Source organism: Streptomyces sp. NBC_00433 (assembly GCA_036015235.1).
Lineage (GTDB): Bacteria > Actinomycetota > Actinomycetes > Streptomycetales > Streptomycetaceae > Actinacidiphila.
Window position 1 is genome coordinate 364,132 of sequence record CP107926.1, and the last position, 23,167, is coordinate 387,298.

Sequence of the window (23,167 nt, forward strand, 5' to 3'; positions counted from 1 at the left end):
CTCGCCGCCGGTCGTCACAGGATCACCGGGCCGGTGCCCGCGGCGCGGCCGAACAGCGGGATGTTGGAGCGCGCCACCTGCCACAGCCCGCGGGCCGGCGGCCTGCCCTGCCGGTCCCTGCCGCGCGCGTAGTGGCGCTCGACGTAGAACTGCCCGATCGACAGCAGGGTGGTCAGCACGATGTACCAGAGGGTGGCGACCATCAGCAGCGGCATGATCAGGAAGTTCTGGTTGTAGATCAGCTGGGTGGAGTAGAGCAGGTCCTGCACGGCGATCACGCTCACGATCGAGGTGGCCTTGAGCATGCCGATCAGCAGGTTGCCCGAGGCGGGGACGATCGCCGGCATCGCCTGCGGCAGCACGATCCGGCGGAAGATCCGGCCCTCGCCGAGGCCGAGCGCCTTGGCGGCCTCGCGCTGGCCGGGGTCGACGGCGAGGATGCCGCCGCGCACGATCTCGCCGGCGAAGGCCGCGACGTCCAGGCTGAGTCCGACGTAGGCGGCGAGGATGCCGCTGAACAGATGGGCGGTCCTGAAGCCGGCGAATTCCGGCCCGAAGGGTATCCCCACCGACAACCGCGGGTAGAGCGAGGCGAGTTCGTACCAGAAGAGCAGCTGGACCAGGGGCGGCACCGAGCGGACCAGCCAGACGTAGCCGAAGCTCAGGGACCGCAGCACCGGGTTGCCGGACAGCCGCATCGCGGCGATCCCGATGCCCAGCAGGTAGCCGGTGGCCATCACGGCGGCGGTGAGCCACAAGGTGAGTTCCAGGCCGTGCATGATCGAGCCGCGCAGGAAGTAGTCGCCCACGACGGGCCACTGGAAGCGGTGGTTGGCCACCAGGGTGTGGACGAACATGGCCGCCAGCACGAGCACGACGGCCGCGGACAGCCATTGGCCGGGGTGGCGCTGGGGGACCAGCCGGGCGGCCAGCAGGTCCTTGTCGGAGGGTTCGGTGTGCAGGCGGTGCCGCGGTGCCGGGTCGGCGGCCGCCGGTTCGGGATCGGGGCCCGGGTCGGTGTCGGGGGGTGCGGCGCCGGGCGCGGCAACGGCGTGCCCGGACGTGTCGTAGTGGGTCATCGGGGTGTGTCCCGTCTTCGTCGGGATCGCGGCAGGGCGGCGCGGGACTGCGGGGCGCGACGACCAGGGGGCGGGGCGCGGCCCGGTCGCCCGGTCTGCCGGGAAGGGGATGGGGCAGAGCGGTGCCGCGTGCGGCCCGGCCGTGCGTGCCGGTTGCGGGCGCACGTCGGCGGCCGGAGCGGGGGCGGGACGGGTGGACCGGGCGGAGCCGCGGTCGGCGGACCTGGCTCGGCCAGGGGCAGGCGCCCGGCGCGAGAGCCGGGGCAGGTGCTTTCAGGGCGCGGTCAGCGGACCGCGGTCTCCCGCGGACACAGTGCGCTGCTGACCCGGAGGAGGTCGACGTGCCGCCGGGTCACCCGTGTCTGGAACGAGCCGCGGGGACACAGGTCCAGGTCGCGTCGTGTGGCGTCCATGTCCGTCCCTCGCTCTCTTCGCCTCGCACTCGGTCCTGCCCCTTGCCGGGGCCTATGCCTACAGCACGTTAACCGCAGGGCAGCGGTCAGGCAATCCCCCCGGGTCCGCGCGGCGTCGGGAGCGACGCGTGTCACTCCCGGCCGGAGGGGATTGTGTTGGGCGGCGCGGCGGAGTTACCGTTTGAGCAGGTCATGAGCGTCAGCCATCCAAGGCCCTGGCCGGCTGACCGGCAACCCTCCGTCGCGGCGGGGTGCTCCAGGTGACGACCCGGCCGGACCGATGACGGTCCGGCAAGTGCGAACTCGGCCAGGCGCAAGCCAGTGCGGGAACGGGAGGTGGCTCATGCGGCAGACCGTCAGGCGGCCGCTGCCCGTCCTCGCCAGCTTCTCCCGGCGGCACATCGACCTGCAGCGCGTCGCGGCCGCCCTGTGTCCGGGCACACCGACGGTCCCCTCCCGGGCCTGACCACCGGACCTTCGCGCTGACGCGCGCGGCCTGCCAGCGCCGCACAGGTCACCGGCTCCACCCCCGCCCAGGCTCCGAGGAGCCGGCTCCCCCGGCCAAGCCCGCAGGCTCCCCGCGCCGAACGCCCCGCGACCGCCTACACGGCGTGGACCCCCGTTCGGCCCGCCGCAGGCCACGGCTTTTCGCTTGTGACCCCTCCGAGCAGGAAGCGGTACGCCCATGTCCCGATCCGCCGCCCCCCTCCACCTCGCCGTCGCCCTGGACGGCGCCGGCTGGCATCCGGCCGCCTGGCGGGAACCCGGTGTCCGGCCCGCGGACCTCCTCGGCGCCCCCTACTGGGCCGCGCTGGCCGCGGAAGCCGAGCGCGGCCTGCTGGACCTCGCCACCATCGAGGACTCCCTGGGCCTGCAGTCCTCCCTCCACACCGGGCCCGACGGCCGCACCGACCAGGTGCGCGGGCGGCTCGACGCGGTGCTGACCGCGGCCCGGATCGCCCCGCTCACCAGGAATCTGGGCCTGATCCCCAGCGCCGTGGTCACCCACACCGAGCCCTTCCACCTCTCCAAGGCCATCGCCACCCTCGACCACGTCAGCGGCGGGAGGGCCGGCGTGCAGGTCAGGGTGTCGGGCCGGCAGGAGGAGGCCGCCCACTTCGGGCGCCGCCGGCTGCCGCCGGTGTCGCTCGCGGAGCTGGACTCGCCCGCCGGGCAGGAGCTGCTGCTCGAACTGTTCGGCGAGGCCGCGGACTACGTGGAGGTGATCCGGCGGCTCTGGGACAGCTGGGAGGACGACGCGGAGATCCGCGACGTGGCCACCGGCCGCTTCATCGACCGCGACAAGCTGCACTACATCGACTTCACCGGGCGGCACTTCAGCGTCAAGGGCCCCTCCATCACTCCCCGGCCGCCGCAGGGCCAGCCGGTCGTCGCCGCGCTCGCCCACGCCTCGGAGCCCTTCCGGCTGGTCGCCACGTCCGCCGACATCGGCTTCGTCACCCCGCACGACACCGCGCAGGCCGCCGGGATCGTCGCCGAGATCCGCGACCACCAGGAGCAGGCGGGCCGCGGCGGCGAGACCGTACACGTCTTCGCCGACCTGGTGGTCTTCCTCGACGGGGAAGCCGGCCGGGCCGCCGAGCGCAGGGCGCGGCTGGACGCGTCGCTCGACGCCCCGTACACCGGCGACGCCGCGGTCTTCGCCGGTACGCCCGCCGAACTCGCCGACGTCCTCGACGACTTCGCGCGGACGGGGCTGACCGGCTTCCGGCTGCGCCCCGCGACCCTCCCCCACGACCTGACGCAGATCACCGGCGGCCTGGTCCCCGAACTCCAGCGCCGCGCCGCCTTCAGGACCGCGTACGAGGCGGGCACCCTGCGCGGCCTGCTCGGACTGCCGCGCCCCGCCAACCGCTACGCCGCCGCCTGAGCGACCCGCGAATTCCCAGGAAGGCCACCCTGATGAGCAAGCCACTCAAGCAGATCCATCTCGCCGCGCACTTTCCCGGCGTCAACAACACCACCGTGTGGAGCGACCCGGCGGCCGGCAGCCAGATCGACTTCAGCTCCTTCGTCCACCTCGCGCGCACCGCCGAGCGCGCGAAGTTCGACTTCCTCTTCCTGGCCGAGGGCCTGCGGCTGCGCGAGCAGGGCGGCCGGATCCACGACCTGGACGTGGTGGGCCGCCCCGACACCTTCACGGTGCTCGCGGCGCTGGCCGCGGTCACCGACCGCCTCGGCCTGGCCGGCACCATCAACTCCACCTTCAACGAACCGTACGAGGTGGCGCGGCAGTTCGCCTCGCTCGACCACCTGTCGGCGGGCCGGGCCGCCTGGAACGTCGTGACCTCCTGGGACGAGTTCACCGGCGAGAACTTCCGCCGCGGCGGCTACCTGGCCCGCGAGGACCGCTACGAGCGGGCCTCGCAGTTCCTGACCGCGGTCAAGGTGCTGCTCGACTCGTGGCGCGGCGACGAGATCGTCGCGGACCAGGAGTCCGGCACCTTCCTGCGTGATCCCGACGCCGGGCGGTTCGCCCACCGCGTCGGCCAGTTCGACATCGGCGGCCACTTCAACGTGCCGCGCAGCCCGCAGGGCCGCCCGGTGATCTTCCAGGCGGGCGACTCCGAGCAGGGCAGGGAGTTCGCCGCCTCGGCCGCCGACGCGATCTTCACCCGGCACGGCACCCTGGACGCGGGCAAGGCCTTCTACGCCGACGTCAAGGGCCGGCTGGCACGTTACGGCAGGTCGCCCGAGGAGCTGCTGATCCTGCCCGGGGTCACCTTCGTCCTCGGCGACACCCCGGCCGACGCCGAGGAGAAGGCCCACCTGATACGGCGCCAGCAGGTCAGCGGGCCGACGGCGACCGCCTTCCTCGAGCGGGTGTGGAACCGCGACCTGAGCGCCTACGACCCCGAGGGGCCGCTGCCCGACGTGGAGCCGCTCCTCGACGCGGATCCGATCGTCCAGGGCCGGGCCGACTCCAGGGGGCAGGACCGGCTGGAGACCGTCGCGCGCTGGCGGGCGGTCGCCGAGCAGGACAAGCTCTCGATCCGCGAGCTGGTCATCGCCGAGACCGGGCGGCAGTCCTTCGTCGGCACACCGCAACAGGTCGCGCGGTCGCTGGACGAGTTCGTCCAGGCCGACGCGAGCGACGGCTTCATCCTCGCCCCGCACCTGACCCCGGGCGGGATCGACGAGTTCGCCGACACCGTCGTACCGCTGCTCCAGGAGCGCGGTGTCTTCCGCACCGAGTACGAGGGCACCACCCTGCGCGACCACCTCGGGCTGGCCCCGCTCCCCGTTCCCGACCGCGCCGGCCTGTCGGGGGCGGCGTCATGAGGTTCCTGGCCATCACCCTGATCACGCACACACCGCACCCGGTCACCGGAGTGCTCACGTCCACCCAGGACCGCTTCCGCGAGGTGATCGGCAATGCCGTGCTCGCCGAGGAGCTGGGCTTCGACGGCTTCGGCGTCGGGGAACGCCACGAGCGCCCCTTCATCTCCTCCGCTCCCCCGGTGGTGCTGAGCCATATCGCCGCCCTCACGTCCACCATCCGCCTCTTCACCGCGGTCACCACCCTCAGCCTGCTCGACCCGGTGCGTGCCTACGAGGACTACGCCACGCTCGACCACCTCTCGCGCGGCCGCCTCGAACTGATCGTCGGCAAGGGCAACGGCTCCGCCCAGCGCGAGCTGTTCGACGTGACCACCGACAACCAGTGGGACCGCAACGCGGAGAGCTACGAGCTCTTCCGGCGGATCTGGCGGCAGCAGAAGGTCACCGCCGAGCCCCGCTTCCGGCCCGCGCTGAAGGACGCCGAGGTCTGGCCGCGTCCTTTCCAGCAGCCGGTGCGGGTGTGGCACGGCAGCGCCACCAGCAGGGAGTCGGTCGACCTGGCGGCACGCTACGGCGACCCGCTGTTCTCCGCCAACGTCACCAACCCCATCGAGCCCTACGCCGAACTCATCCGCTACTACCGCGAGCGCTGGGCGCACTACGGCCACGACCCGGCACTCGCCACGGTCGGCGCGGGCACGGCCGGCTACTACGCGGCGCGCACCTCGCAGCAGGCCCTGGCCGACTACCGGCCGGTCTTCGAGGGAAGGCTGGCCTTCCAGAGGCGATTCGGCCTCGAACCGGTCTTCCCCACCCTGGAGGACTTCGCCGAGCGCAGCTCGGCGCTGATCGGCAGCCCGCAGCAGGTGATCGAGAAGGTGCACCGCTACCACGAGCAGTTCGGCCACAGCGTGCTCCATCTGCACGCCGACGCCGACGGCCTGACGCAGGCCCAGCACCGCGGCGCCCTCGAACTCTTCCAGTCCGACATCGCACCCGTGCTGCGCAAGGACATCCCCGACCCGCCCTGGGCCTGGGGCCCTGCGGGCGCCGCAGCCACCGCAACCGACGCGGGCGCCGCAGCCGCCGCAGTCACCGCCTGACAAGGAGCGCCGCCGTGCCACCCACCCCGCTCGCCGTTCTCGACCTCGTACCGGTCTCCTCCGGCTCCACCGCCACCCAGGCGCTGCTCGACAGCGTCGACCTCGCCCGGCACGCGGAACGGCTCGGCTACTCCCGCTACTGGTTCGCCGAGCACCACCTCAACCCCGGGGTGGCCGGCACCTCCCCCGCGGTCGTCCTCGCCCTGACCGCGGCCGCCACCAGCACGATCCGGCTCGGAGCCGGCGCCGTACAGCTCGGGCACCGCACCGCGCTGTCCACGGTCGAGGAGTTCGGGCTGCTCGACGCCCTGCACCCGGGCCGTTTCGACCTGGGCCTCGGGCGGTCGGGCAGGCCCGCGCCCGCGTCGTCGGTGCCCGTGCCGGTCGGGGCGGGGGCGCCGCAGGCGACCACACCGGTCGTGGACGGCCGCACCCCGAACGGCCTGCGGATCCCCGCCCGGTTCTCGTTCGAGAAGGTGCTCGCCTCGCCGCGCTTCGCGCTGCAGAAGAAACTGCTCACCCTGCCCGGCGCCGAGTCGCAGCCGTACGACGAGCAGGTCGACGACATCCTGGCGCTGCTCGCGGGCACCTACGCGACCGCGGACGGGGTCGAGGCGCACGTCATACCCGGCGAGGGCGCCGACCTCCAGGTGTGGATCCTGGGCAGCAGCGCGGGAGTCAGTGCCCAGACCGCGGGCCGGCGCGGCCTGCGGTTCGCGGCGAATTACCACGTCAGCCCGGCCACCGTCCTGGAGGCGGCCGAGGGCTACCGGGCCGCGTTCCGACCGTCGGCGGAACTGGAGCAGCCCTATGTCGGCGTCTCCGCGGACGTCGTCGTGGCCGAGGACGAGGCGACCGCACGGGAGCTGGCCACCGGCTACGGCCTGTGGGTGCACAGCATCCGCAGCGCGGCGGGCGCCATCCCCTTCCCCACGCCCGACGAGGCCCGCGCCCACCAGTGGAGCCGGGAGCAGCGCGAGCTGGTCGCCGACCGCGTCGAGACGCAGTTCGTGGGTTCACCGCGGCAGGTCGCCGACCAGCTGGAGACGCTGCGCGACGCCACCGGCGCCGACGAGCTGGTGGTCACCACCATCACCCACGACCACGCCGACCGGGTGCGCTCCTACGAGCTGCTGGCCGAGGAGTGGAAGCAGCGATGACGACGACCGTGCCGGCGAAGGATCCCGTGCAGGACGAGCGGTCCGCCGCGGGGGACGGCGGCGCCGGGCAGGCGCTGTCCCCGGACCGGCTGCGGCGGGTCTTCAGCGCCTTCCCCACCGGGGTGACCGCGATCGCCGCCCTGGTGGACGGTGTCCCGGTGGGCCTTGCCGCCAACTCCTTCACCGCGGTCTCGCTCGACCCGCCGCTGGTGACGGTCTGCGTGGCCCACACCTCGACGACCTGGCCGCTGCTCGCCGACCGTGGCAGGCTCGGTATCAGTGTGCTGGGCGCGGACCAGGAGGGCGCCTGCGCACAGCTCGCCTCTCGCGCCGCCGACCGGTTCGCCGGCCTCGGCTGGCACGCCACCGACGGCGGCGCGGTGCTGCTCGACGGTGCGGGGGCCTGGTTCGAGACCAGCATCGAGCAGCAGATCAGGGCCGGCGACCACGACATCGTCCTGCTGCGCATCCGCGCCATGGACGCCGACCACGACATCGCCCCGCTGGTCTTCCACGGCAGCCGCTTCCGGCGGCTGGCCGCACACCGCCCCGACACCGCGGAGCGCCCCGTACCGGCCGCCCCGCGCACCACAGGAACCGAGGAGTCCTCATGACCGTCGAGACCGACCGCACCGACCGCGTCGCCTTCGCCGCGGAATGGGAGGAGTGGCACGCCCGGAAGGACGAGGCGCTGGCAGGGCCGCACGGCTTCCTCGCCATCACCAGCCTGAACTGGCTGGACGCCACCCCCACCCGCTTCGCCGACGCGCCCGGCGCCTGGTCGAGCACCGCCGAAGGCGTGGTCGTCGAGCTGTCCGACGGCGAGGAGCTGGCGTATGAGGGCCGTGTGCTGCGCGGGCGGCACGACTTCGGGGTGATCGAGGAGCGCGCGAGCCTGCTGCCGGTCGCGGGCGACGCGGTGATCGAGGTCGGCAAGCGCGGCGGACACGACATCGTGCGCCCCCGGCACCCGGAGAACGCGCTGCGGCTGGCCTTCCCCGGCACGCCCGCCTACGCGCCCGATCCGGACTGGGCGCTCACCGGCCGCTACGTGCCCTTCGACACGCCCCGGCCGACGACGGTGGGCGCGGTCGTCGAGGGGCTGGAGCACGTCTACGACGCCATCGGGACGGTCGAGTTCGAGGCCGGCGGCGCCCCTTACCGGCTGACCGCCTTCGACGGCTACACCCCGGGCGGCCTGATGGTGCTGTTCACCGACGCCACCTCCGGGGTGACCACCTACGCCGCCAACCGCTCGCTGTCCATCGCCCCGCCGGAGGCCGACGGCACCGTCCTCATCGACTTCAACCGGGCCACGAACCTGCCCTGCGCGTACACCGACCTGGCGACCTGCCCGCTGCCGCCGGCCGAGAACCGGCTGCCGCTGGCGGTCGAGGCGGGCGAGCGGACGCCGACGACCCCCGCGGGCACGACACCCCGGTCGGTGCCCGCCGCGTAGCCCTGTCCGTGCCGGTCTGCATGGTGGCGAACCGGGTCCAGCCGTCGCGCTCCTGGAGGTGGAGGGCCTTGGCGAACTGCCAGGCGGGCATCGAGGGGGCGCCGAGGTAGCGGGCCTTGCCGGACGTCACGACGTCGTGCAGGGCCCGGAGGGCCTCCTCCAGCGGAGTGTCGTTGCCGCCCGCGACCACGAGGCGGCGGCAGCCGCGCTGACCGGGGACGTGTGGAGCGTCGTCCCAAGGCCCCGGTACACCGGGCGGACCACGCGCCCTACGTCAGCTCGACGAGCAGGTCGCCGCCTTCGACCTGCTGGATCCGGCCGATGGCGAGGCGGGAGACCGTGCCCGCCCTCGGGGAGGTGATGGTCGCCTCCATCTTCATCGCCTCGATGGTGGCGACGGTGGCGCCGGCCGCGACCGCGTCCCCCTCCTGGACGGCCAGCGTGACGACGCCCGCGAAAGGCGCTGCCACATGGCCCGGGTTGGCCTTCTCGGCCTTCTCGGTCGCGGGGATGTCGGAGGCGACCGTGGTGTCGCGCACCTGGATCGGGCGCAGCTGGCCGTTCAGGGTGGACATGACCATCCGCATGCCGCGTTCGTCGGCCTCGCCGATGGCTTCGAGCTCGATGAGGAGCCGGACACCGGGTTCGAGGTCGACGGCGTATTCCACGCCGGGACGCAGCCCGTAGAAGAAGTCCCTGCTGTCCAGCACGCTGGTGTCGCCGAAGGTGTGGCGGTGGGTGGCGAAGTCCTTTGCCGGCCCGGGGAAGAGCAGCCGGTTCAGCGTCGCCCTGCGGTCCTTGTCCAGGTCTTCGCGATCCTGCTCGGACAGTCCGGCGGGCGGCTCGGCGGCGGGGCGGCCCTGGAGGGCCCTGCTGCGGAAGGGCTCGGGCCAGCCGCCGGGCGGGGTGCCCAACTCGCCGCGCAGGAAGCCGATGACCGAGTCCGGGATGTCGAACCGCTGCGGCTCGGCCTCGAAGTCGGCCGGTGAGACGCCGGCGCCGACCAGGTGGAGTGCGAGGTCGCCGACCACCTTCGAGGAAGGGGTGACCTTCACCAGGTGGCCGAGGATGCGGTCGGCGGCGGCGTACATCGCCTCGATCTCCTCGAAGCGGTCGCCGAGGCCGAGGGCGACGGCCTGGGTGCGGAGGTTGGACAGCTGCCCGCCGGGGATCTCGTGGTGGTAGACGCGCCCGGTGGGCGAGGCCAGCCCCGCCTCGAAGGGTGCGTAGACCTTGCGCACCAGCTCCCAGTAGGGCTCCAGGTCGCCGACGGCCTTCAGGTCGAGGCCGGTGGGCCGGTCGGAGTGGTCGGTGGCGGCCACGATCGCCGACAGCGACGGCTGGCTGGTGGTGCCCGCCATGGAGGCCACGGCCCCGTCCACCGCGTCGGCGCCCGCGCCGACCGCCGCCAGGTAGGTGGCGAGCTGGCCGCCGGCGGTGTCGTGGGTGTGGATGTGCACGGGAAGGTCGAACTCCCGGCGCAGCGCCGTCACGAGCTTCGCCGCCGCCGGGGCGCGCAGCAGTCCCGCCATGTCCTTGACCGCCAGGACGTGGGCCCCCGCGGCCACGATCTTCTCGGCGAGCTTCAGGTAGTAGTCGAGGGTGTACAGCTTCTCCGACGGGTCGGACAGGTCGGAGGTGTAGCACAGCGCGACCTCGGCGATCGCGGTGCCGGTGCGGCGTACGGCGTCGATGGCGGGCCGCATCTGGTCGACGTCGTTGAGGGCGTCGAAGATCCGGAAGACGTCGATACCGGTGTCCGTGGCCTCCTGGACGAAGGCGTCGGTCACCTCGGTCGGATACGGCGTGTAGCCCACGGTGTTGCGGCCGCGCAGCAGCATCTGCAGGCAGATGTTCGGTACGGCCTCCCGCAGCCGGGCCAGCCGCTCCCAGGGGTCCTCGGCCAGGAACCGCAGCGCGACGTCGTAGGTGGCACCGCCCCAGCACTCCAGGGACAGCAGTTGCGGCAGCGTCCGCGCCACCGCAGGGGCCACCGCGAGCAGGTCCTTGGTCCGTACGCGGGTGGCCAGCAGCGACTGGTGCGCGTCGCGGAAGGTGGTGTCGGTCACCCCGATCGTCGGCGAGTCGCGCAGCCACCGCGCGAAGCCCTCCGGGCCGAGGTCGGCGAGCCGCTGCCGGGAGCCGGCGGGCGGCTCGGCGGAGGGGAGCGCCGGAAGCTTCGTCATGGGCTCGATCAGCGGGGGGCGTTCGCCGTGCGGCTTGTTCACCGTGACGTCGGCGAGGTAGGTGAGCAGTTTCGTGCCGCGGTCGGCGGAGTGCCGTGCGGTCAGCAGGTGCGGCCGCTGCTCGATGAACGCGGTGGTGACCCGGCCGTCGCGGAAGTCCGGATCGTCGAGCACGGCCTGCAGGAACGGGATGTTCGTGGCCACGCCGCGAATGCGGAACTCCGCCACCGCGCGCCGGGCGCGGCCGATCGCCGTGGTGAAGTCGCGCCCCCGGCAGGTCAGCTTGACCAGCATGGAGTCGAAGTGCGCGCTGATCTCCGTGCCCGCGTGGGTCGTACCGCCGTCGAGGCGGATGCCCGAGCCCCCCGGCGAGCGGTAGGCGCTGATGCGGCCGGTGTCGGGGCGGAAGCCGTTGGCCGGGTCCTCGGTGGTGATCCGGCACTGCAGTGCGGCGCCGCGCAGATACACGGTCTCCTGTGACAGGCCGAGATCGGCCAGCGTCTGTCCGGCGGCGATCCTCAACTGTGCCTGGACGAGGTCGACGTCGGTGACCTCCTCGGTCACCGTGTGCTCGACCTGGATACGCGGGTTCATCTCGATGAACACGTGCTTCCCTGCCGGGTCGAGCAGGAATTCCACCGTGCCCGCGTTGCGGTATCCGATCTCCCGGGCGAATTTCACCGCGTCGCGGCAGATCCGCTCGCGCAGCTCCGGGTCCAGGTTGGGCGCGGGCGCCATCTCGATGACCTTCTGGTGCCTGCGCTGCACCGAGCAGTCGCGCTCGAACAGATGGATGACGTTGCCCTCGCCGTCCGCGAGGATCTGCACCTCGATGTGCCGCGGGTCGACCACGGCCTTCTCCAGGAAGACGGTCGGGTCGCCGAAGGCGGAGGCGGCCTCGCGGGATGCCGCCTCGATGGACTCGCGCAGCGCCGCGGCCTCCTCGACCCGCCGCATGCCGCGCCCTCCACCGCCGGCCACGGCCTTGACGAACACCGGGAAGCCGAGCTCCGCCGCCGCGCTGACCAGCTCGTCCACGTCGGTCGAGGGCTGCGAGGAGGCGAGCGCGGGGACCCCGGCCGCCCGGGCCGCGGCCACCGCGCGCGCCTTGTTCCCCGTCAGTTCCAGGATCTCGGCGCTCGGGCCGACGAAGGTGATGCCCGCCTCCTCGCACGCACGGGCCAGTTCGGGATTCTCGGACAGGAAGCCGTACCCGGGGTAGACCGCGTCCGCGCCCGCCTTCCGCGCCGCGCGGACGATCTCCTCGACGGAGAGGTAGGCCCGCACCGGATGACCGGGTTCGCCGATCTCGTACGCCTCGTCGGCCTTCAGCCGGTGGAGCGAATTGCGGTCCTCGTGCGGGAAGACCGCGACGGTCTTCGCACCCAGCTCGTAGCCGGCGCGGAAGGCCCGAATCGCGATCTCACCGCGGTTGGCAACGAGGATCTTCCGGAGCATCACTGTCCCCCGCTTCTTCGGTCGGGCCGTCGGCGGGCGCTCAGCGGCACCTGGCGGCCACCCGAAACACTAGTGGCACCGCGTGCCAAGCGAAAGGGCACGGCGTGCCCCCATACGGGTGACAGGACCGTTGGGGAGCGCCACGGCGCAGGCCCCCGATGTGATTCGACCGACGCCGTGGCACGTTGTTGGGGCCCTGACGGGCCTGCAGGCCGCTGCCTGCCGGCGGCACTAGACCGGCGTCGCCTCCAGGATGGACAGCGGTGACGCGGTCTGGATCACGCGGTCCAGGTGGAAGCCGGCCTTGTCGAGGAGGGTTCTGGTGTCCGCCTCGGTGCGCTCCCGCCCGCCGACGAGCAGCATCATGTCGAGGTCCGCGAGCTTGCCGGGGTGGGAGCCGTTGCCCTCCGGGATGATCAGCTCGATGACCAGCACGCGCCCTCCGGGGCCGATCGCCTCGCGCACGTTGCGCAGGATCACGACCACTTCCTCGTCGGGCCAGTTGTGGATGACGTTCTTCAGCAGATAGCAGTCCCCGCCCCCGGGCACCGTCTCCAGGAACGACCCGGATCTGACCGTGCAGCGGCCTGCGATCCCGGTCGCCCGCAGCATGTCCTCGGCGCCCGACACCGCCGTCGACAGGTCGAACACGACGCCCGAGGCGTGCGGCGTCCTGGCCAGGATCGCGGCGAGCATGGCGCCCCGGCCGCCGCCGACGTCGACGATGTTGGCGAACCGGTTGAAGTCGTAGGCGGCCGTGATCGGCGCCAGGGTGAAGTTCGAGAAGTCGGTCATCGCGTCGTTGAAGACCTCCGCCAGGTCCTCGTTGTTCTCGAAGAACGTCCATACGTCGACGCCCCGGACCTTCTCCATGATCGGCTCGCCGGTGCGCACGGATTCGAGCAGATAGGACCAGTGCTCGCGCTGCTCCGGCGCGTTGGTGAACATCGCGATGGAGCGCATCGGCATCTCGGCGTCCGAGCGCAGCGTGCCGGCGAGCGGGGTCAGCGCGTAGCGTCCGGACCGGTCGGCGCGGAAGACGCCGTAGCCGGCCAGGGCCCGCAGCAGCCTGTTGACCCCGTCCGGGTCCGCGCCGACCTGCTGGGCGATCTCCTCCGCGGTGCGGGGGCCCCCGGCCAGCACGTCGGCGATGCCCAGGCTGGCGGCGGCCTGGATCGCCTGGCTGACCATCCCGGCCGTGATCATCTCCAGCATGGTCACCGAGGCGGGCATCATCCGCTGGTGCAGACGGTAGACGCGCTCCCGCAGTCTTTCGACGGTCCGCACCAGCCGGGGCGGCGGCATTTTCTGGCTCTTCGACATCACAACCCCCTACGGTAAGTAGCCCCACCGCGACTCTGCGGCGCCACGCGCCGACGCGGGCCGACGGTGTCCGTGACACCTCATGTGGCGGGATCCCGTCCCAGCATGTCCGCGCGCCGATTTGTCAGGCAGAATTGTCGCGGGAGACGAGACAAAGCCGGACTAGTGGTCTGGGGGAGGCCAGTGGGACGCCCGGAGAGATCTGTTGACCCCGCCGCAGGGCCGGTGGCCGAATTCGCGGCGCAGTTACGTGACCTGCGGCAGTCGGCCGGCGGGCCGTCGTACCGGACGATGGCGCGTGCGGCACACTACTCCGCCGCCACCCTGGCCCGCGCCGCCGGCGGCAGCGCCCTGCCGACCCTGGATGTCGCCCTGGCCTACGTGGAGGCCTGCGGCGGGGACTCCGCGGCATGGCGCGACCAGTGGCGCAAGGTGTCCACTACACGACACGGGGCCGCCAGGCGGACGCCGGCTCCGTTCCTGACACCGAGGCCGAGGGGTCCGCTCGGCCTTCCCACGCCACGTCAGCTTCCCGCCGGCACGCGGCACTTCACCGGCCGCGAGGAGGAGCTGGAGCGGATCTCCTCGCAGCTGTCGACGAATCGCGACGAGGACTCAGCCGTGATCACCACCGTGTGCGGCGGCGGCGGGATGGGCAAGACGAGCCTGGTCCTTGAGTGGGCGCGGCGCCACGCCGCCTCCTTCCCCGACGGCCAGCTCTACGTCAACCTCCGGGGGTTCGATCCCGGCGGACCTCCCGTGGGCCCGGCCACCGCGCTGCAGGGGTTCTTGCAGGCCCTGGGGATGTCGCAGGAGACGATCCCGCCCGATCCCGACGCCCAGGCGGCCCTCTACCGCAGCCTGGTGGCCGGCCGCCGGATGCTGGTGGTGCTCGACGACGCGGCCGACACCCGGCAGGTCGCTCCGCTGCTCCCCGGCAGCGGCCTGATCCCCGTCCTCGTCACGAGCAGGCGGCGGCTCGACGGACTGGCCACGACGCACGGCGCGCGCCGCATCCGGCTCGACGCGCTGCCCTCCGCGGATGCGAGGAAGCTGCTCAGCCATCGCCTCGGATCCCAGCGGGTGGCCGCGGAGCCCGAGGCCGCCGAGGAGATCCTCGACCGCTGCGGAGGGCTGCCGCTGGCGCTGACGATAGCGGCGGCGCGGTGGGGCGCCCGTGACGGTTTCCCGTTGGCGGACCTGGCAGCCGAGCTGCGGGACGAGAGTGCGCGGCTGGACGCGCTGGAGGTCGAGGGGTCACTGGTGGGCCTGCGGGCGGCGCTGGAGTGCTCCTACCGGGCACTCTCCGGGCCGACCGCGACGCTGTTCGCGCTGCTGGGGTCGGTGCCGTATCCGGAGGTCAGCGCGGAGGCGGCCGCCGCCCTGGCCGGGCAGCCGCTCCAGACGGCCGGCGCTCTGCTCCGGGAGCTCGACGACGCGCATCTGGTGACCCAGCCGGCTCCCGGGCGCTATCGCATGCACGACCTGGTGCGCCTGTACGCCGCCGAGCAGGGCCGGGTGTCCCAGGGTCCGTACGTGGTGGCCGCTCGCACCCGCCTGGCCGAGTTCTACCTGCACTCCCTCTTTCGTGCCGAGCGGCAGCTGTACCCGCAGCGTGCCGCGATCGCGCTGCCCGACCCCGTCGCCGAGGTCGACCCGCTCCTCTTCGCGGGCATCGCGCAGGCGCTTGCCTGGCTCGACACCGAGTACGCGAACCTCATGACGGTACGCCAGGAAGCCGTCGCGCGAGGCTGCCACGAGGTGGTCTGGAAGATGGCGTGGGCGCTGATGACGTACCGCATACGCCGCGGCCGGATGCGGGACGACCTGGCCTCCTGGCGCGACGCGCTGGCCGCCCTGCCCCACCTGACCGGCCGGCCCGAGGCCGAGTACATGGTGCACTGCGGTTTCGGCGGCGCCTGCGTCCGCGTCGGCCGCCACGCCGAGGGGCTTCCACACCTCCTGCGCGCCAAGATGCTGGCCGAGGCGGCCGGCGACGTCTTCGGCCGGGCCGAAGCGCACTTCCACCTCGCCGTCGCCTGGCACTACGCCGACGACGGCCACCAGTCCCTGGCCCACGCCCTCCAGGCGCTGGCCCTCTTCAGAACGATGGGCGACCCGGTCTGGATCGCCCTGTCACTCAACGCCGCGGCCCGCTCCGCCACCGGAGTGGGCGCCCACGGGGAAGCCCGTGCCCACGCGGAGGCCGCCTTCGCCCTGGCGCGCGCCCACGACCAGACCGACGCCGAGGCGGAGGCCTCGGTCAACCTCGGCTACATCGCCCAGCGGACCGGGGACCCGGCATCCGCCCTGGAGCACTTCGAGCACGCGGTGCGGATCCACCGCAAGCGCCGCAACGTCTACTTCGAAGCCGACGTCCTCGAACAACTGGGTTACGCACACGCCCACCTCGGCCGGGCGACCGCGGCCCGCGACGCCTGGCGCCTGGCGGCCGAATCCTACCGGGCCCAGTGGCGCCTGCCCGAGGCCGAGCGGCTGGACGACCTGCTGTCCGACGAAGGGCGCCTGCAGTCGGGCGCCGTGCCCGCGAGCCCGACACTGTCGGGGATACTGTGCTTCTCGGTCGTGAGGACGTGAGGAACGCGGCTGTACGCCGGGGACAGTAGCCCGGCCGGGCGGCAGGCTGTCCGACCTGGGATGCCGGCGTGTGCGACCCGGTCCGCTTCCCTGACCAGGTAGGGATCGCGCAGGCAACGAGCACCTCCCTCGCACGAGCGCACCGCGCATTCGGGATGAACGCCCAGGGCGGGTGAGCAGGAGCCGGGCGAGGTGGCGGGCGCGGTCGGCGTCTCGCGGACGATCGTCGCGGGGATCCCACCCGCGGCGATCTTGGAGAACAGGCGGTCCGGCCCGGGGATCTCCCGCCGTCGCGGGACCCCCTTATCGGGACTTACGGGCTTCGGGGCTCCGCGTGCTACCGGCCCGCGGCCCGTACAAGATCCGCCGTTCCACGCGGTCATCCGGTCACTGTCGGTGATCGGCGGCTGCGGTGCGGGCGGCCGCCACGGGCACGCGCGAGGGCCGGCGCGACACGGAGGCGGCCTTGCCCCAATCCGGGTATTCGGCTTATACCGGTGCGTCTCGCGTGGTGACTCCCGACACGGCCCGCGCGCGTGCCGCGACCACTATCGCGGCGACCCAGCGCTGCTCGCGGAAGGACGACGGCTGGTCCTCGGCGCGATCCTGCATCGACCGCCACAGATCCGCCCTGGTCCAGGCGATGAAGCGGCGGTGTGCGGTGGCGGGCGAGACATCGAAGCGTGGCGGCAGCTGCCGCCACGGACACTCCGACATCAGAACGTAGACGACGGCGGTGAACACCTTGCGCCCGTCCACCGGGGCGGTACCTCCGCCCTGGCGGCGGAACCCGAAAGCCGGGAGGAGCGGCTCGACCAGTTGCCATAAGTCGTCCGTCACCAATCTCTGAGCCAGATCAAATCCCATGCGACACCGTTAAAACATTGTTCCCATTGAACACAGCCACGTGAGACACCTTCCCCGTCGAAGACTCCCGTCCATTCCGGGACCCAACGCCGACTATGGCACCGGGATCGCGCCGCCGTCCATCGGTCCTCCCTCATCACGGAACGCACAATGCGGCTTTCCCCAATGTTTTTTGATCATGAGGGGATGTGCTCCGACGCCTCCCCTGGGACCCGTTGACACGCTTCTGTGTTCTATGCAAATCTGACGGAGCCGGGGACAGGTTCAAGACACTGTTTCCGGATAGGACGGGTGAGCGAACCACCGAGTGGCCGATGCATTCCCTTTTCTTTCCGAGTCACCCGAGAAATCGGGGCGCCTCCGAATTATCGGACGGCGAAGTTGCACCGCCATGAGAGAAGGAGTCCGCCATGAAGAAGATCACCGTCCGCAAGGCCGGCACGGTTCGTCTGACCTCGGCTGCCGCCTCGGCCTACTGCTGCGGCGCCAGCTGAGCCGCCGGCCCGGGCCGCCCGCCTCACGGCCGGCGGCCCGGGCCGTCAACCGTCCGACCCGTCCCGATCCGCACAGCGCGACCGCAGACCCATAGCAGCCCGCGACCCGTAGCAGTGAGGCAGACATGGCAACGGTTTCCCCGGACCTCGACCAGCCGGTGCGACTGCACCCTCTGACCTATCTGGAGGAGGGGGACGAGGTCACCGTCGGGCGCGCGGACATCGACTCCTACGGGCTCTTCCCGGTCGACGGCGCCGCGCTGCTGCGCCGCCTGGAGGCCGGCGACTCGCCGAACGCCGCCGCCCGCTGGTACACCAGGCAATACGGCGAGCAGGTCGATGTCGCCGAATTCCTCGAAGTCCTCGAAGAACTGGAATTACTCGTCAAGGACGGCGAGCAGACGGCGCAGGCGGCAGGACCGGTGCGCTGGCAGCGCCTGGGACGCGCGCTGTTCTCCCCCGCGGCCTGGGTCGTCTACGGCCTGCTGGTCGCGGCGACCGCGGCCGCCGTGATCCGCACCCCCGAGCTGCTGCCGCGCTACCACCACCTGTTCTTCACCCATACCTCGCTGGTGGTGCTCACCTTGGGCATCGTGCTCGGCCAGGTGCCCTGGATCCTCGCGCACGAGGCCTTCCACGCCCTCGCGGGCCGCCGGCTCGGTCTGCGCTCGACCCTGTCGATCGGCCGGCGCTTCTACTACATCGTCTTCGTGACCGCGCTGGACGGCCTGGTGGCCGTGCCCCGCCGCAAGCGCTACCTGCCGATGCTGGCCGGCATGCTGCTGGACGTCCTGGTCATCTGCGGCCTGACCCTCGGCGCGGCCGCACTGCACGGCGGCACGGGCGCCACCGGGGTCGTCTACCGCCTGCTGCTGTCGATGGCGTTCGCCGTCGTCCTGCGGCTGGCCTGGCAGTTCTACTTCTTCTTGCGCACCGACCTGTACTACCTGGCCATCACCGTGCTGGGCTGCAACGACCTGCAGACGGTGGCCCGCCAGCAGTTGCGCAACCGCGTCGTGCGGCTGCTGCGCATGCCCGAGCGGGCGGTCGACGAGTCCGGCTGGACCGACCGCGACCGCGACGTCGCCCGCTGGTACTCCTGGCTACTGGTCGCCGGCTACGTCTTCCTGACCACGACGCTGCTGACCGCCGTCATCCCGACCGGCGTCAAGGTGACCCGGATGGCCGTGCACAAGCTCGACTCGAACCTGTCCCTGGCGAATGTCGCCGATGTGATCGTCTTCCTGATCCTCAACTTCGGCGAGCTGTTCCTCGCCGGCTACCTGGCCGCCCGCAGCTGGCGGCGCAGGACCAGGACGGCGGCCCCCGCCTCGCCGCCGGCGCAGACCGCGGCCTGACCGGCCCGGTCCGCGGGGGCGCCGCGCGCGCTCCGGCACCACGCAACCCACGACCGACGGCACCGGCCCGCTCGCACGCGCGCCGGCCCGTGGAAGGAGACCGCCGTATGGACCAGGCAGAGTTCCGCCACCACTGGGTGCACGGAGGCTCACGACGGGGCCGGGCCGACGCCGTACGCTCGCTCGCCGCTCCGCCCGCGCTGCTGCCGTCCGGCCTGCCCGTCGACGCGCACCGCCGGCTGCGCGGCCCGTACACCGCGGCCAACACGGTGGCGCGGGCGCTGGTGCCTGAGGTGCTGCGGCGCGACGCGGCCCCGGTACGCCGCTACGACATCGAAGTGCTGTCCGTGGCGCCGGAGCTGAGCGATCAGGTGCCCAACTCGCGCGAGACGCTGACGTCGATGGCGCTGCCCGCCGAGCGCACCCGCTACTACGCGCGGCTGCGGACCAAGCGGATCGCCAACGGGCTCGCCGAGTTCGTCCGTGACGCGCTGCCCTCCGGTGGCCCGCGCACCTTGGTGGTGGAGAACGCCGAGCACGCCGAGGCCACGGACGTCGAGTTCATCGCCGCCCTGGTGCGGCGGGTGGACCCGGCCCGCCTCACCGTCGTGGTCTGCTCCGGCGGCGACGCGGGGGCGCTGGACGAGCGGCTGCGGTCGGTGCTCGACGCCCGCGCTCTGGAAACCACCGTGACGGCCGGGCCGCCCGCGCAACCGGGCGGGGACGCCTGGTCCTATGTGAGCGGCGAGTGCCTGGCCGAGGAGCCCGCCACGCATGCCGCTTACGAGGCACTGGACGCCGCGGAAAGGGCCGCGCTGCACGACCGCAGGGCCGCGGAGATCCTGGCGGTGGGCGACTTCTCCCACGGCCTCGGCGCCGTCCCCTACCACCTGGAGCGCGGCACCGATCCGGTCGGCGCCGCCCTGCCTGTGCTTCTCGCCGCCGCCGACCATTGCCTGGTGAACGGCTTCTACGACGCGGTCGTCGACTACGGCACCCGGGCTTTCGCACTGCTCGACGGCACCGGGAACGACACCCTGTGGTGGAAGTTCGCCGTCAAACAGGGTCTGGCCCTCTCGATATTGTCCAGGACCCGCGAAGCCGAGGAAATCTACGACCGCGCAAGACTTCTGTCCACAGACCCCGCCGTGCATATGGCGTGCTCTTATTCCACGGCAATGCTCTACACCCGGCATAATGACCCCGCCGACCGTGACGAGAAGAAGGCGAAAGCCCTGCTGAACGGCGCGGTCGCCACCGCCTCGCTGCTGCCCGACAGGGTCGAACGCGCCTTCCAGAGCGCGTTTTACAAAAACGGCCGCGCGCTGGTCGAGGTCAATCTCGGCGACCCTGCGGAAGCGCTCAGGCTCGTCACCGAGTGCATCGACGACCTCGACAGGCAACTGGCACCCGACGAGCACCGCCTGCACCGCTCTGTGCTCAAGAACAACCGCGCCCGCGTCTATGTCGGCCTCGGCCGTCTGAACGAGGCGTTGGACGACTACGCCGTCGTCATCGAGCAGGACCCCAACCACGCCGAGCACTACCTCGAACGCGGCAACATCCTGCGGCGGCTGGGCCGCACCGAGGAGGCCCTCGCCGACTACGCGCGCGCGATGCGGCTCTCCCCGCCCTTCCCCGAGATCTGCTACAACCGCGGCGACCTGCGGCTGTCGGAGGGCGACACCGCCGGCGCGCTCGCCGACTTCGACTACGTCATCGACCTGGAGCCGGACTTCGTCGACGCCTACGTCAACCGTGCCGGGCTCTACCTGGACGAGGAGCGGCTCGACGCCGCCCGGCAGGACGCCGAGACCGGGCTCCTGCTCGACGCCGACAACGCCTACCTACACGTGGTGGTGGGCCAGGTGCACGCGGAGAACGAGGACTTCGCCGCCGCCGAGGAGGCGTACGACCGGGCCGTCGCGGCCGACCCGACCCTGGTCACCGCGCTGTCCGGGCGGGCCGCGGTCCGCTTCGAGAACGGCAGGGCCGACGCCGCCGTCGAGGACATGGACCGCGCGGTGGACCTGGCCCCCCAGGACCCGGCGCTGCGCTACAACCGGGCCTTCCTCCACCAGGCCCGCGAGGATTGGCACAGCGCACTGGCCGACCTCGTCGTCGCGGACGCCCTGGCCCCCGACGACGAGGACATCGCCGCCGCCCTCAAGACCTGTCGCGTGAAGACGGGCCAGGCGTGACCACCGCCGAGCCGGCCGTGCACGGGGCGGCCGGCCCGGCTGGACGGCCGCTGCACGCGCCGGCCGGGCAGCGGGCGCTGCGCGACGTACTGGGCCGCTACGCCACCGGTGTCGCGGTGGTCACCACCCGGCACCACGGGCGGCCCGCCGGCGTCACCGTCAACTCCTTCACCTCGGTGTCCCTCGACCCGCCGCTCGTCCTGTGGTGCCTGAGTTCCTCCTCCGGCAGCCGGTCCGCCTTCACCCGCACCGAGCACTTCGCGGTGAACGTGCTCGGCGCGGACCAGCGCGACCTGTGCACCCGTTTCAGCCGCCCCGGCGACCGCTTCGCCGGGCTGCCGGTGCACACCGGACCGCACGGCCTGCCGCTGCTGCCCGGCGCGATCGCCGTCCTGCTGTGCCGCCGCGTCGATCTGCTGCGGGCCGGCGACCACCTGCTGCTGCTCGGCACCGTGACGGACCACAGCATGTCCCCCGGTCCTGCGCTGCTGTTCGCCGACGGCGGCTACCACGCCGGACCGGGCCGCACCGGACCCTAGGGATCGGGCGCAAGACGGGCTACCGGTGGCGGCTGAGCGCGACTTTGACCAGGAAGCTCCGCACCGGCCGGCCACCGGGGAAGAAGCGCCGTCGCCCTGACCGCGCAGGCCGAGATGCGTAGCGCCCGCCGCGCCCATCGACGGCAGACCGTCTGTCATCGAGCTGCGCCAGCGACGCGGCGACCGGGAGGGCGACCTCGTCATGGGCGTCCGCGGCCAGTCCGGCCGCCCGATCAGGCGGGGCGCCGGGCCATGCCGGTACGCCCTGCGCGAGGCGGGCGACGTGGTCCCGTGCCCGGAACTCCGTGATCCTGCGGTCGTACTCCTCCCGCAGAGGGTCGATGCCGCCCGTGCCGAAGGGCACGCGCAGTGGCGGGTTGGGGGCGTCGGCGATCGCGAGCAGCGCGTCCGCCGTCGTTGCTGCGTCGCCGGTGACGAACGGCGCGTCCTTCATCCCGGCCATGAGCGCTTCGCGGACGGGCTCGTACTCCGGCATCGGGTCGACTGCCGGAGCGGCGGCGCCGAGGCCGGTCGCGAAGGTGAGAGGTTCGATGAGGGTGACCAGGATTCCCTGGTGGGCGACCTCGGCGGCCAGGGAGAGTCGTCGGCGCAGAGCTGAGTTCCCCCGGCCCGGTCGCCGGGCCGTAGGTTCCGCACACCCGAGGCGGCCCCCTCCCCCACGCCCACGGCCTCGTGGCCGAGCACCCGTCGACCGGACGCGACCGCGAGGACGATCTCACGGCCGGCGAGTGCCGCGGACGTCATCCGAGCTGGATTCTGGTTGATAGTTCTGGCTGTACAGGCAATTCTTGAAATGGCACACGTAGGCGGGGTCGTGGATAAGTTTTCCGCACGGGATGACGTGGTGGCGAAACAGGGTCGCAGCAGCCAATGCGCCCACTGACGGTGCGAGCAGATAAATCCAGAAATCCGCCCACGTGTCCCCCACGAGAGCCGGACCGATGCTGCGCGCAGGGTTGGAGCTGCCTCCCGAGATGGGGACTGTGAGGTAAGTGAGAGCGACACCCAGCACGCCCGCGGCAGCGGCGGTGAAAGGCAGCAGGCGGGGCCGTCGAACGAAGGTCAGGATCAAGGCGACCACCAGGAAAGTGGCACAGAATTCCACTGCGAGTGCGGGCCAGACGCCTCCGCGGCCCGGCATCGTGGCCCCCACTCGCGCCCTGGAAGCCCTGTGACCCCAAATGGCCGCCACGGCCGCCGTGCCGAATGCGGCGCCCCCGAACTGGGCGAGCATGTAGGAGGCGGCGCCCTTGGGGGTGATCTTCCCCAGCCGCAGGAACGCGAGGGTGACGACAGGGTTGATATGACCGCCGCTCGTGCGACCGATCGGAGAGTAGATGATCAGAGTCGCCGAAGCCGAAAAGAGCAGCGCCGTCATGAACCTGCGCAGGTCCGCGCTGGGCACCATGGAGATCACGGGCGAACCGTGGGAGAAATTGAACACGATGACGCTCAGGCCGACAAGGAGCAGGAGAGCCGTGCCCAGAAACTCCGCAACGAACTCGCGCCAATACATCCGGTACTGATCTCCTCGTCGGGACTGAGGTCGTCGTGAGGCGCAGGCTCCTGTTCACGCGGGCTGCGAGACGGGGCGCACGGTACGCG

The 23,167-nt window shown here is 72.2% G+C and carries 17 protein-coding genes, 1 pseudogene and 1 riboswitch; of the genes and pseudogenes, 11 read left to right on the forward strand and 7 right to left on the reverse strand.

The features are described from left to right. Nucleotides 1–14: 14 nt before the first annotated feature. Nucleotides 15–1,079, reverse strand: coding sequence for an amino acid ABC transporter permease (locus OG900_01490; protein WUH88929.1), 1,065 nt, complete (start codon nt 1,077–1,079; stop codon nt 15–17). Nucleotides 1,080–1,680: 601 nt separating this feature from the next. Then, a riboswitch (SAM riboswitch) is annotated at nt 1,681–1,796 on the forward strand. Nucleotides 1,797–1,835: 39 nt separating this feature from the next. Here OG900_01490 and OG900_01495 point away from each other — a divergent pair. The 7 genes from OG900_01495 to OG900_01525 all read left to right on the forward strand — a co-directional run bounded on the left by OG900_01495 (nt 1,836) and on the right by OG900_01525 (nt 8,517). Further along, nucleotides 1,836–1,958, forward strand: a complete 123-nt coding sequence (locus tag OG900_01495) for a hypothetical protein (GenBank protein WUH88930.1) — start codon at nt 1,836–1,838, stop codon at nt 1,956–1,958. A gap of 219 nt (nt 1,959–2,177) precedes the next feature. After that, nucleotides 2,178–3,383: an LLM class flavin-dependent oxidoreductase gene (locus tag OG900_01500; GenBank protein WUH88931.1), complete on the forward strand. Its 1,206-nt coding sequence runs from the start codon at nt 2,178–2,180 to the stop codon at nt 3,381–3,383. Between the two features lie 32 nt (nt 3,384–3,415). Beyond that, nucleotides 3,416–4,795, forward strand: coding sequence for an NtaA/DmoA family FMN-dependent monooxygenase (locus OG900_01505; GenBank protein ID WUH88932.1), 1,380 nt, complete (start codon nt 3,416–3,418; stop codon nt 4,793–4,795). Further along, nucleotides 4,792–5,898, forward strand: coding sequence for an LLM class flavin-dependent oxidoreductase (locus OG900_01510; protein ID WUH88933.1), 1,107 nt, complete (start codon nt 4,792–4,794; stop codon nt 5,896–5,898). The genes OG900_01505 and OG900_01510 overlap by 4 nt, the downstream gene beginning before the upstream one ends. Before the next feature lie 14 nt (nt 5,899–5,912). Continuing rightward, nucleotides 5,913–7,058 carry an LLM class flavin-dependent oxidoreductase gene (locus OG900_01515; GenBank protein WUH88934.1) on the forward strand — a complete coding sequence of 382 codons (1,146 nt, stop codon included), beginning with the start codon at nt 5,913–5,915 and terminating at the stop codon, nt 7,056–7,058. Beyond that, entirely contained in the window at nt 7,055–7,672 is a 618-nt protein-coding gene (locus OG900_01520) for a flavin reductase family protein (GenBank protein ID WUH88935.1), read from the forward strand. The genes OG900_01515 and OG900_01520 overlap by 4 nt, the downstream gene beginning before the upstream one ends. Beyond that, nucleotides 7,669–8,517: a DUF1684 domain-containing protein gene (locus OG900_01525; GenBank protein WUH88936.1), complete on the forward strand. Its 849-nt coding sequence runs from the start codon at nt 7,669–7,671 to the stop codon at nt 8,515–8,517. Before OG900_01520 ends, OG900_01525 begins: the two co-directional genes overlap by 4 nt. 16 nt (nt 8,518–8,533) lie before the next feature. Here OG900_01525 and OG900_01530 read toward each other — a convergent pair. From OG900_01530 to OG900_01540, 3 genes and pseudogenes are all read right to left on the reverse strand, one after another. Then, nucleotides 8,534–8,692, reverse strand: a pseudogene (locus tag OG900_01530) (aldo/keto reductase). A gap of 94 nt (nt 8,693–8,786) precedes the next feature. Continuing rightward, nucleotides 8,787–12,161, reverse strand: a complete 3,375-nt coding sequence (locus OG900_01535) for a pyruvate carboxylase (protein ID WUH88937.1) — start codon at nt 12,159–12,161, stop codon at nt 8,787–8,789. A gap of 231 nt (nt 12,162–12,392) precedes the next feature. Continuing rightward, entirely contained in the window at nt 12,393–13,484 is a 1,092-nt protein-coding gene (locus tag OG900_01540; protein WUH88938.1) for an acetylserotonin O-methyltransferase, read from the reverse strand. A 225-nt stretch (nt 13,485–13,709) separates the two neighbouring features. Here OG900_01540 and OG900_01545 point away from each other — a divergent pair, with 225 nt between their 5' ends. Continuing rightward, nucleotides 13,710–16,082, forward strand: coding sequence for an NB-ARC domain-containing protein (locus OG900_01545; GenBank protein ID WUH88939.1), 2,373 nt, complete (start codon nt 13,710–13,712; stop codon nt 16,080–16,082). Between the two features lie 489 nt (nt 16,083–16,571). On the opposite strand, the gene OG900_01550 is transcribed toward OG900_01545, so the two are convergent. Continuing rightward, the gene (locus OG900_01550) at nt 16,572–16,949 is read right to left on the reverse strand and encodes a transposase (protein WUH88940.1); all 378 of its coding nucleotides are present in this window, start codon (nt 16,947–16,949) and stop codon (nt 16,572–16,574) included. A 619-nt stretch (nt 16,950–17,568) separates the two neighbouring features. On the opposite strand from OG900_01550, the gene OG900_01555 reads away from it, so the two are divergent. From OG900_01555 to OG900_01565, 3 genes are all read left to right on the forward strand, one after another. After that, nucleotides 17,569–18,801, forward strand: a complete 1,233-nt coding sequence (locus OG900_01555) for a hypothetical protein (protein WUH88941.1) — start codon at nt 17,569–17,571, stop codon at nt 18,799–18,801. A gap of 107 nt (nt 18,802–18,908) precedes the next feature. Further along, on the forward strand, nt 18,909–21,002 hold the full coding sequence (locus OG900_01560; GenBank protein WUH88942.1) for a tetratricopeptide repeat protein: 2,094 nt from the start codon (nt 18,909–18,911) through the stop codon (nt 21,000–21,002). Next, nucleotides 20,999–21,541 carry a flavin reductase family protein gene (locus OG900_01565; protein ID WUH88943.1) on the forward strand — a complete coding sequence of 181 codons (543 nt, stop codon included), beginning with the start codon at nt 20,999–21,001 and terminating at the stop codon, nt 21,539–21,541. Before OG900_01560 ends, OG900_01565 begins: the two co-directional genes overlap by 4 nt. Nucleotides 21,542–21,560: 19 nt before the next feature. Here OG900_01565 and OG900_01570 read toward each other — a convergent pair whose 3' ends face one another. Then, nucleotides 21,561–22,037 (reverse strand): hypothetical protein, encoded by a 477-nt coding sequence (locus tag OG900_01570; GenBank protein WUH88944.1) that lies wholly within the window; start codon nt 22,035–22,037, stop codon nt 21,561–21,563. Between the two features lie 240 nt (nt 22,038–22,277). Then, the gene (locus tag OG900_01575) at nt 22,278–23,078 is read right to left on the reverse strand and encodes an aquaporin (GenBank protein WUH88945.1); all 801 of its coding nucleotides are present in this window, start codon (nt 23,076–23,078) and stop codon (nt 22,278–22,280) included. Nucleotides 23,079–23,167 lie beyond the last annotated feature (89 nt).

Excerpts from the sequence above, each read along its gene's own strand:
- OG900_01490 (WUH88929.1), bottom strand. The coding sequence starts at position 1,079 with ATGACCCACTACGACACGTCCGGGCACGCCGTTGCCGCGCCCGGCGCC.
- OG900_01495 (WUH88930.1), top strand. The coding sequence starts at position 1,836 with ATGCGGCAGACCGTCAGGCGGCCGCTGCCCGTCCTCGCCAGCTTCTCC.
- OG900_01500 (WUH88931.1), top strand. The coding sequence starts at position 2,178 with ATGTCCCGATCCGCCGCCCCCCTCCACCTCGCCGTCGCCCTGGACGGC.
- OG900_01505 (WUH88932.1), top strand. The coding sequence starts at position 3,416 with ATGAGCAAGCCACTCAAGCAGATCCATCTCGCCGCGCACTTTCCCGGC.
- OG900_01510 (WUH88933.1), top strand. The coding sequence starts at position 4,792 with ATGAGGTTCCTGGCCATCACCCTGATCACGCACACACCGCACCCGGTC.
- OG900_01520 (WUH88935.1), top strand. The coding sequence starts at position 7,055 with ATGACGACGACCGTGCCGGCGAAGGATCCCGTGCAGGACGAGCGGTCC.
- OG900_01525 (WUH88936.1), top strand. The coding sequence starts at position 7,669 with ATGACCGTCGAGACCGACCGCACCGACCGCGTCGCCTTCGCCGCGGAA.
- OG900_01535 (WUH88937.1), bottom strand. The coding sequence starts at position 12,161 with ATGCTCCGGAAGATCCTCGTTGCCAACCGCGGTGAGATCGCGATTCGG.
- OG900_01540 (WUH88938.1), bottom strand. The coding sequence starts at position 13,484 with ATGTCGAAGAGCCAGAAAATGCCGCCGCCCCGGCTGGTGCGGACCGTC.
- OG900_01550 (WUH88940.1), bottom strand. The coding sequence starts at position 16,949 with ATGGGATTTGATCTGGCTCAGAGATTGGTGACGGACGACTTATGGCAA.
- OG900_01555 (WUH88941.1), top strand. The coding sequence starts at position 17,569 with ATGGCAACGGTTTCCCCGGACCTCGACCAGCCGGTGCGACTGCACCCT.
- OG900_01560 (WUH88942.1), top strand. The coding sequence starts at position 18,909 with ATGGACCAGGCAGAGTTCCGCCACCACTGGGTGCACGGAGGCTCACGA.
- OG900_01570 (WUH88944.1), bottom strand. The coding sequence starts at position 22,037 with ATGCCGGAGTACGAGCCCGTCCGCGAAGCGCTCATGGCCGGGATGAAG.
- OG900_01575 (WUH88945.1), bottom strand. The coding sequence starts at position 23,078 with ATGTATTGGCGCGAGTTCGTTGCGGAGTTTCTGGGCACGGCTCTCCTG.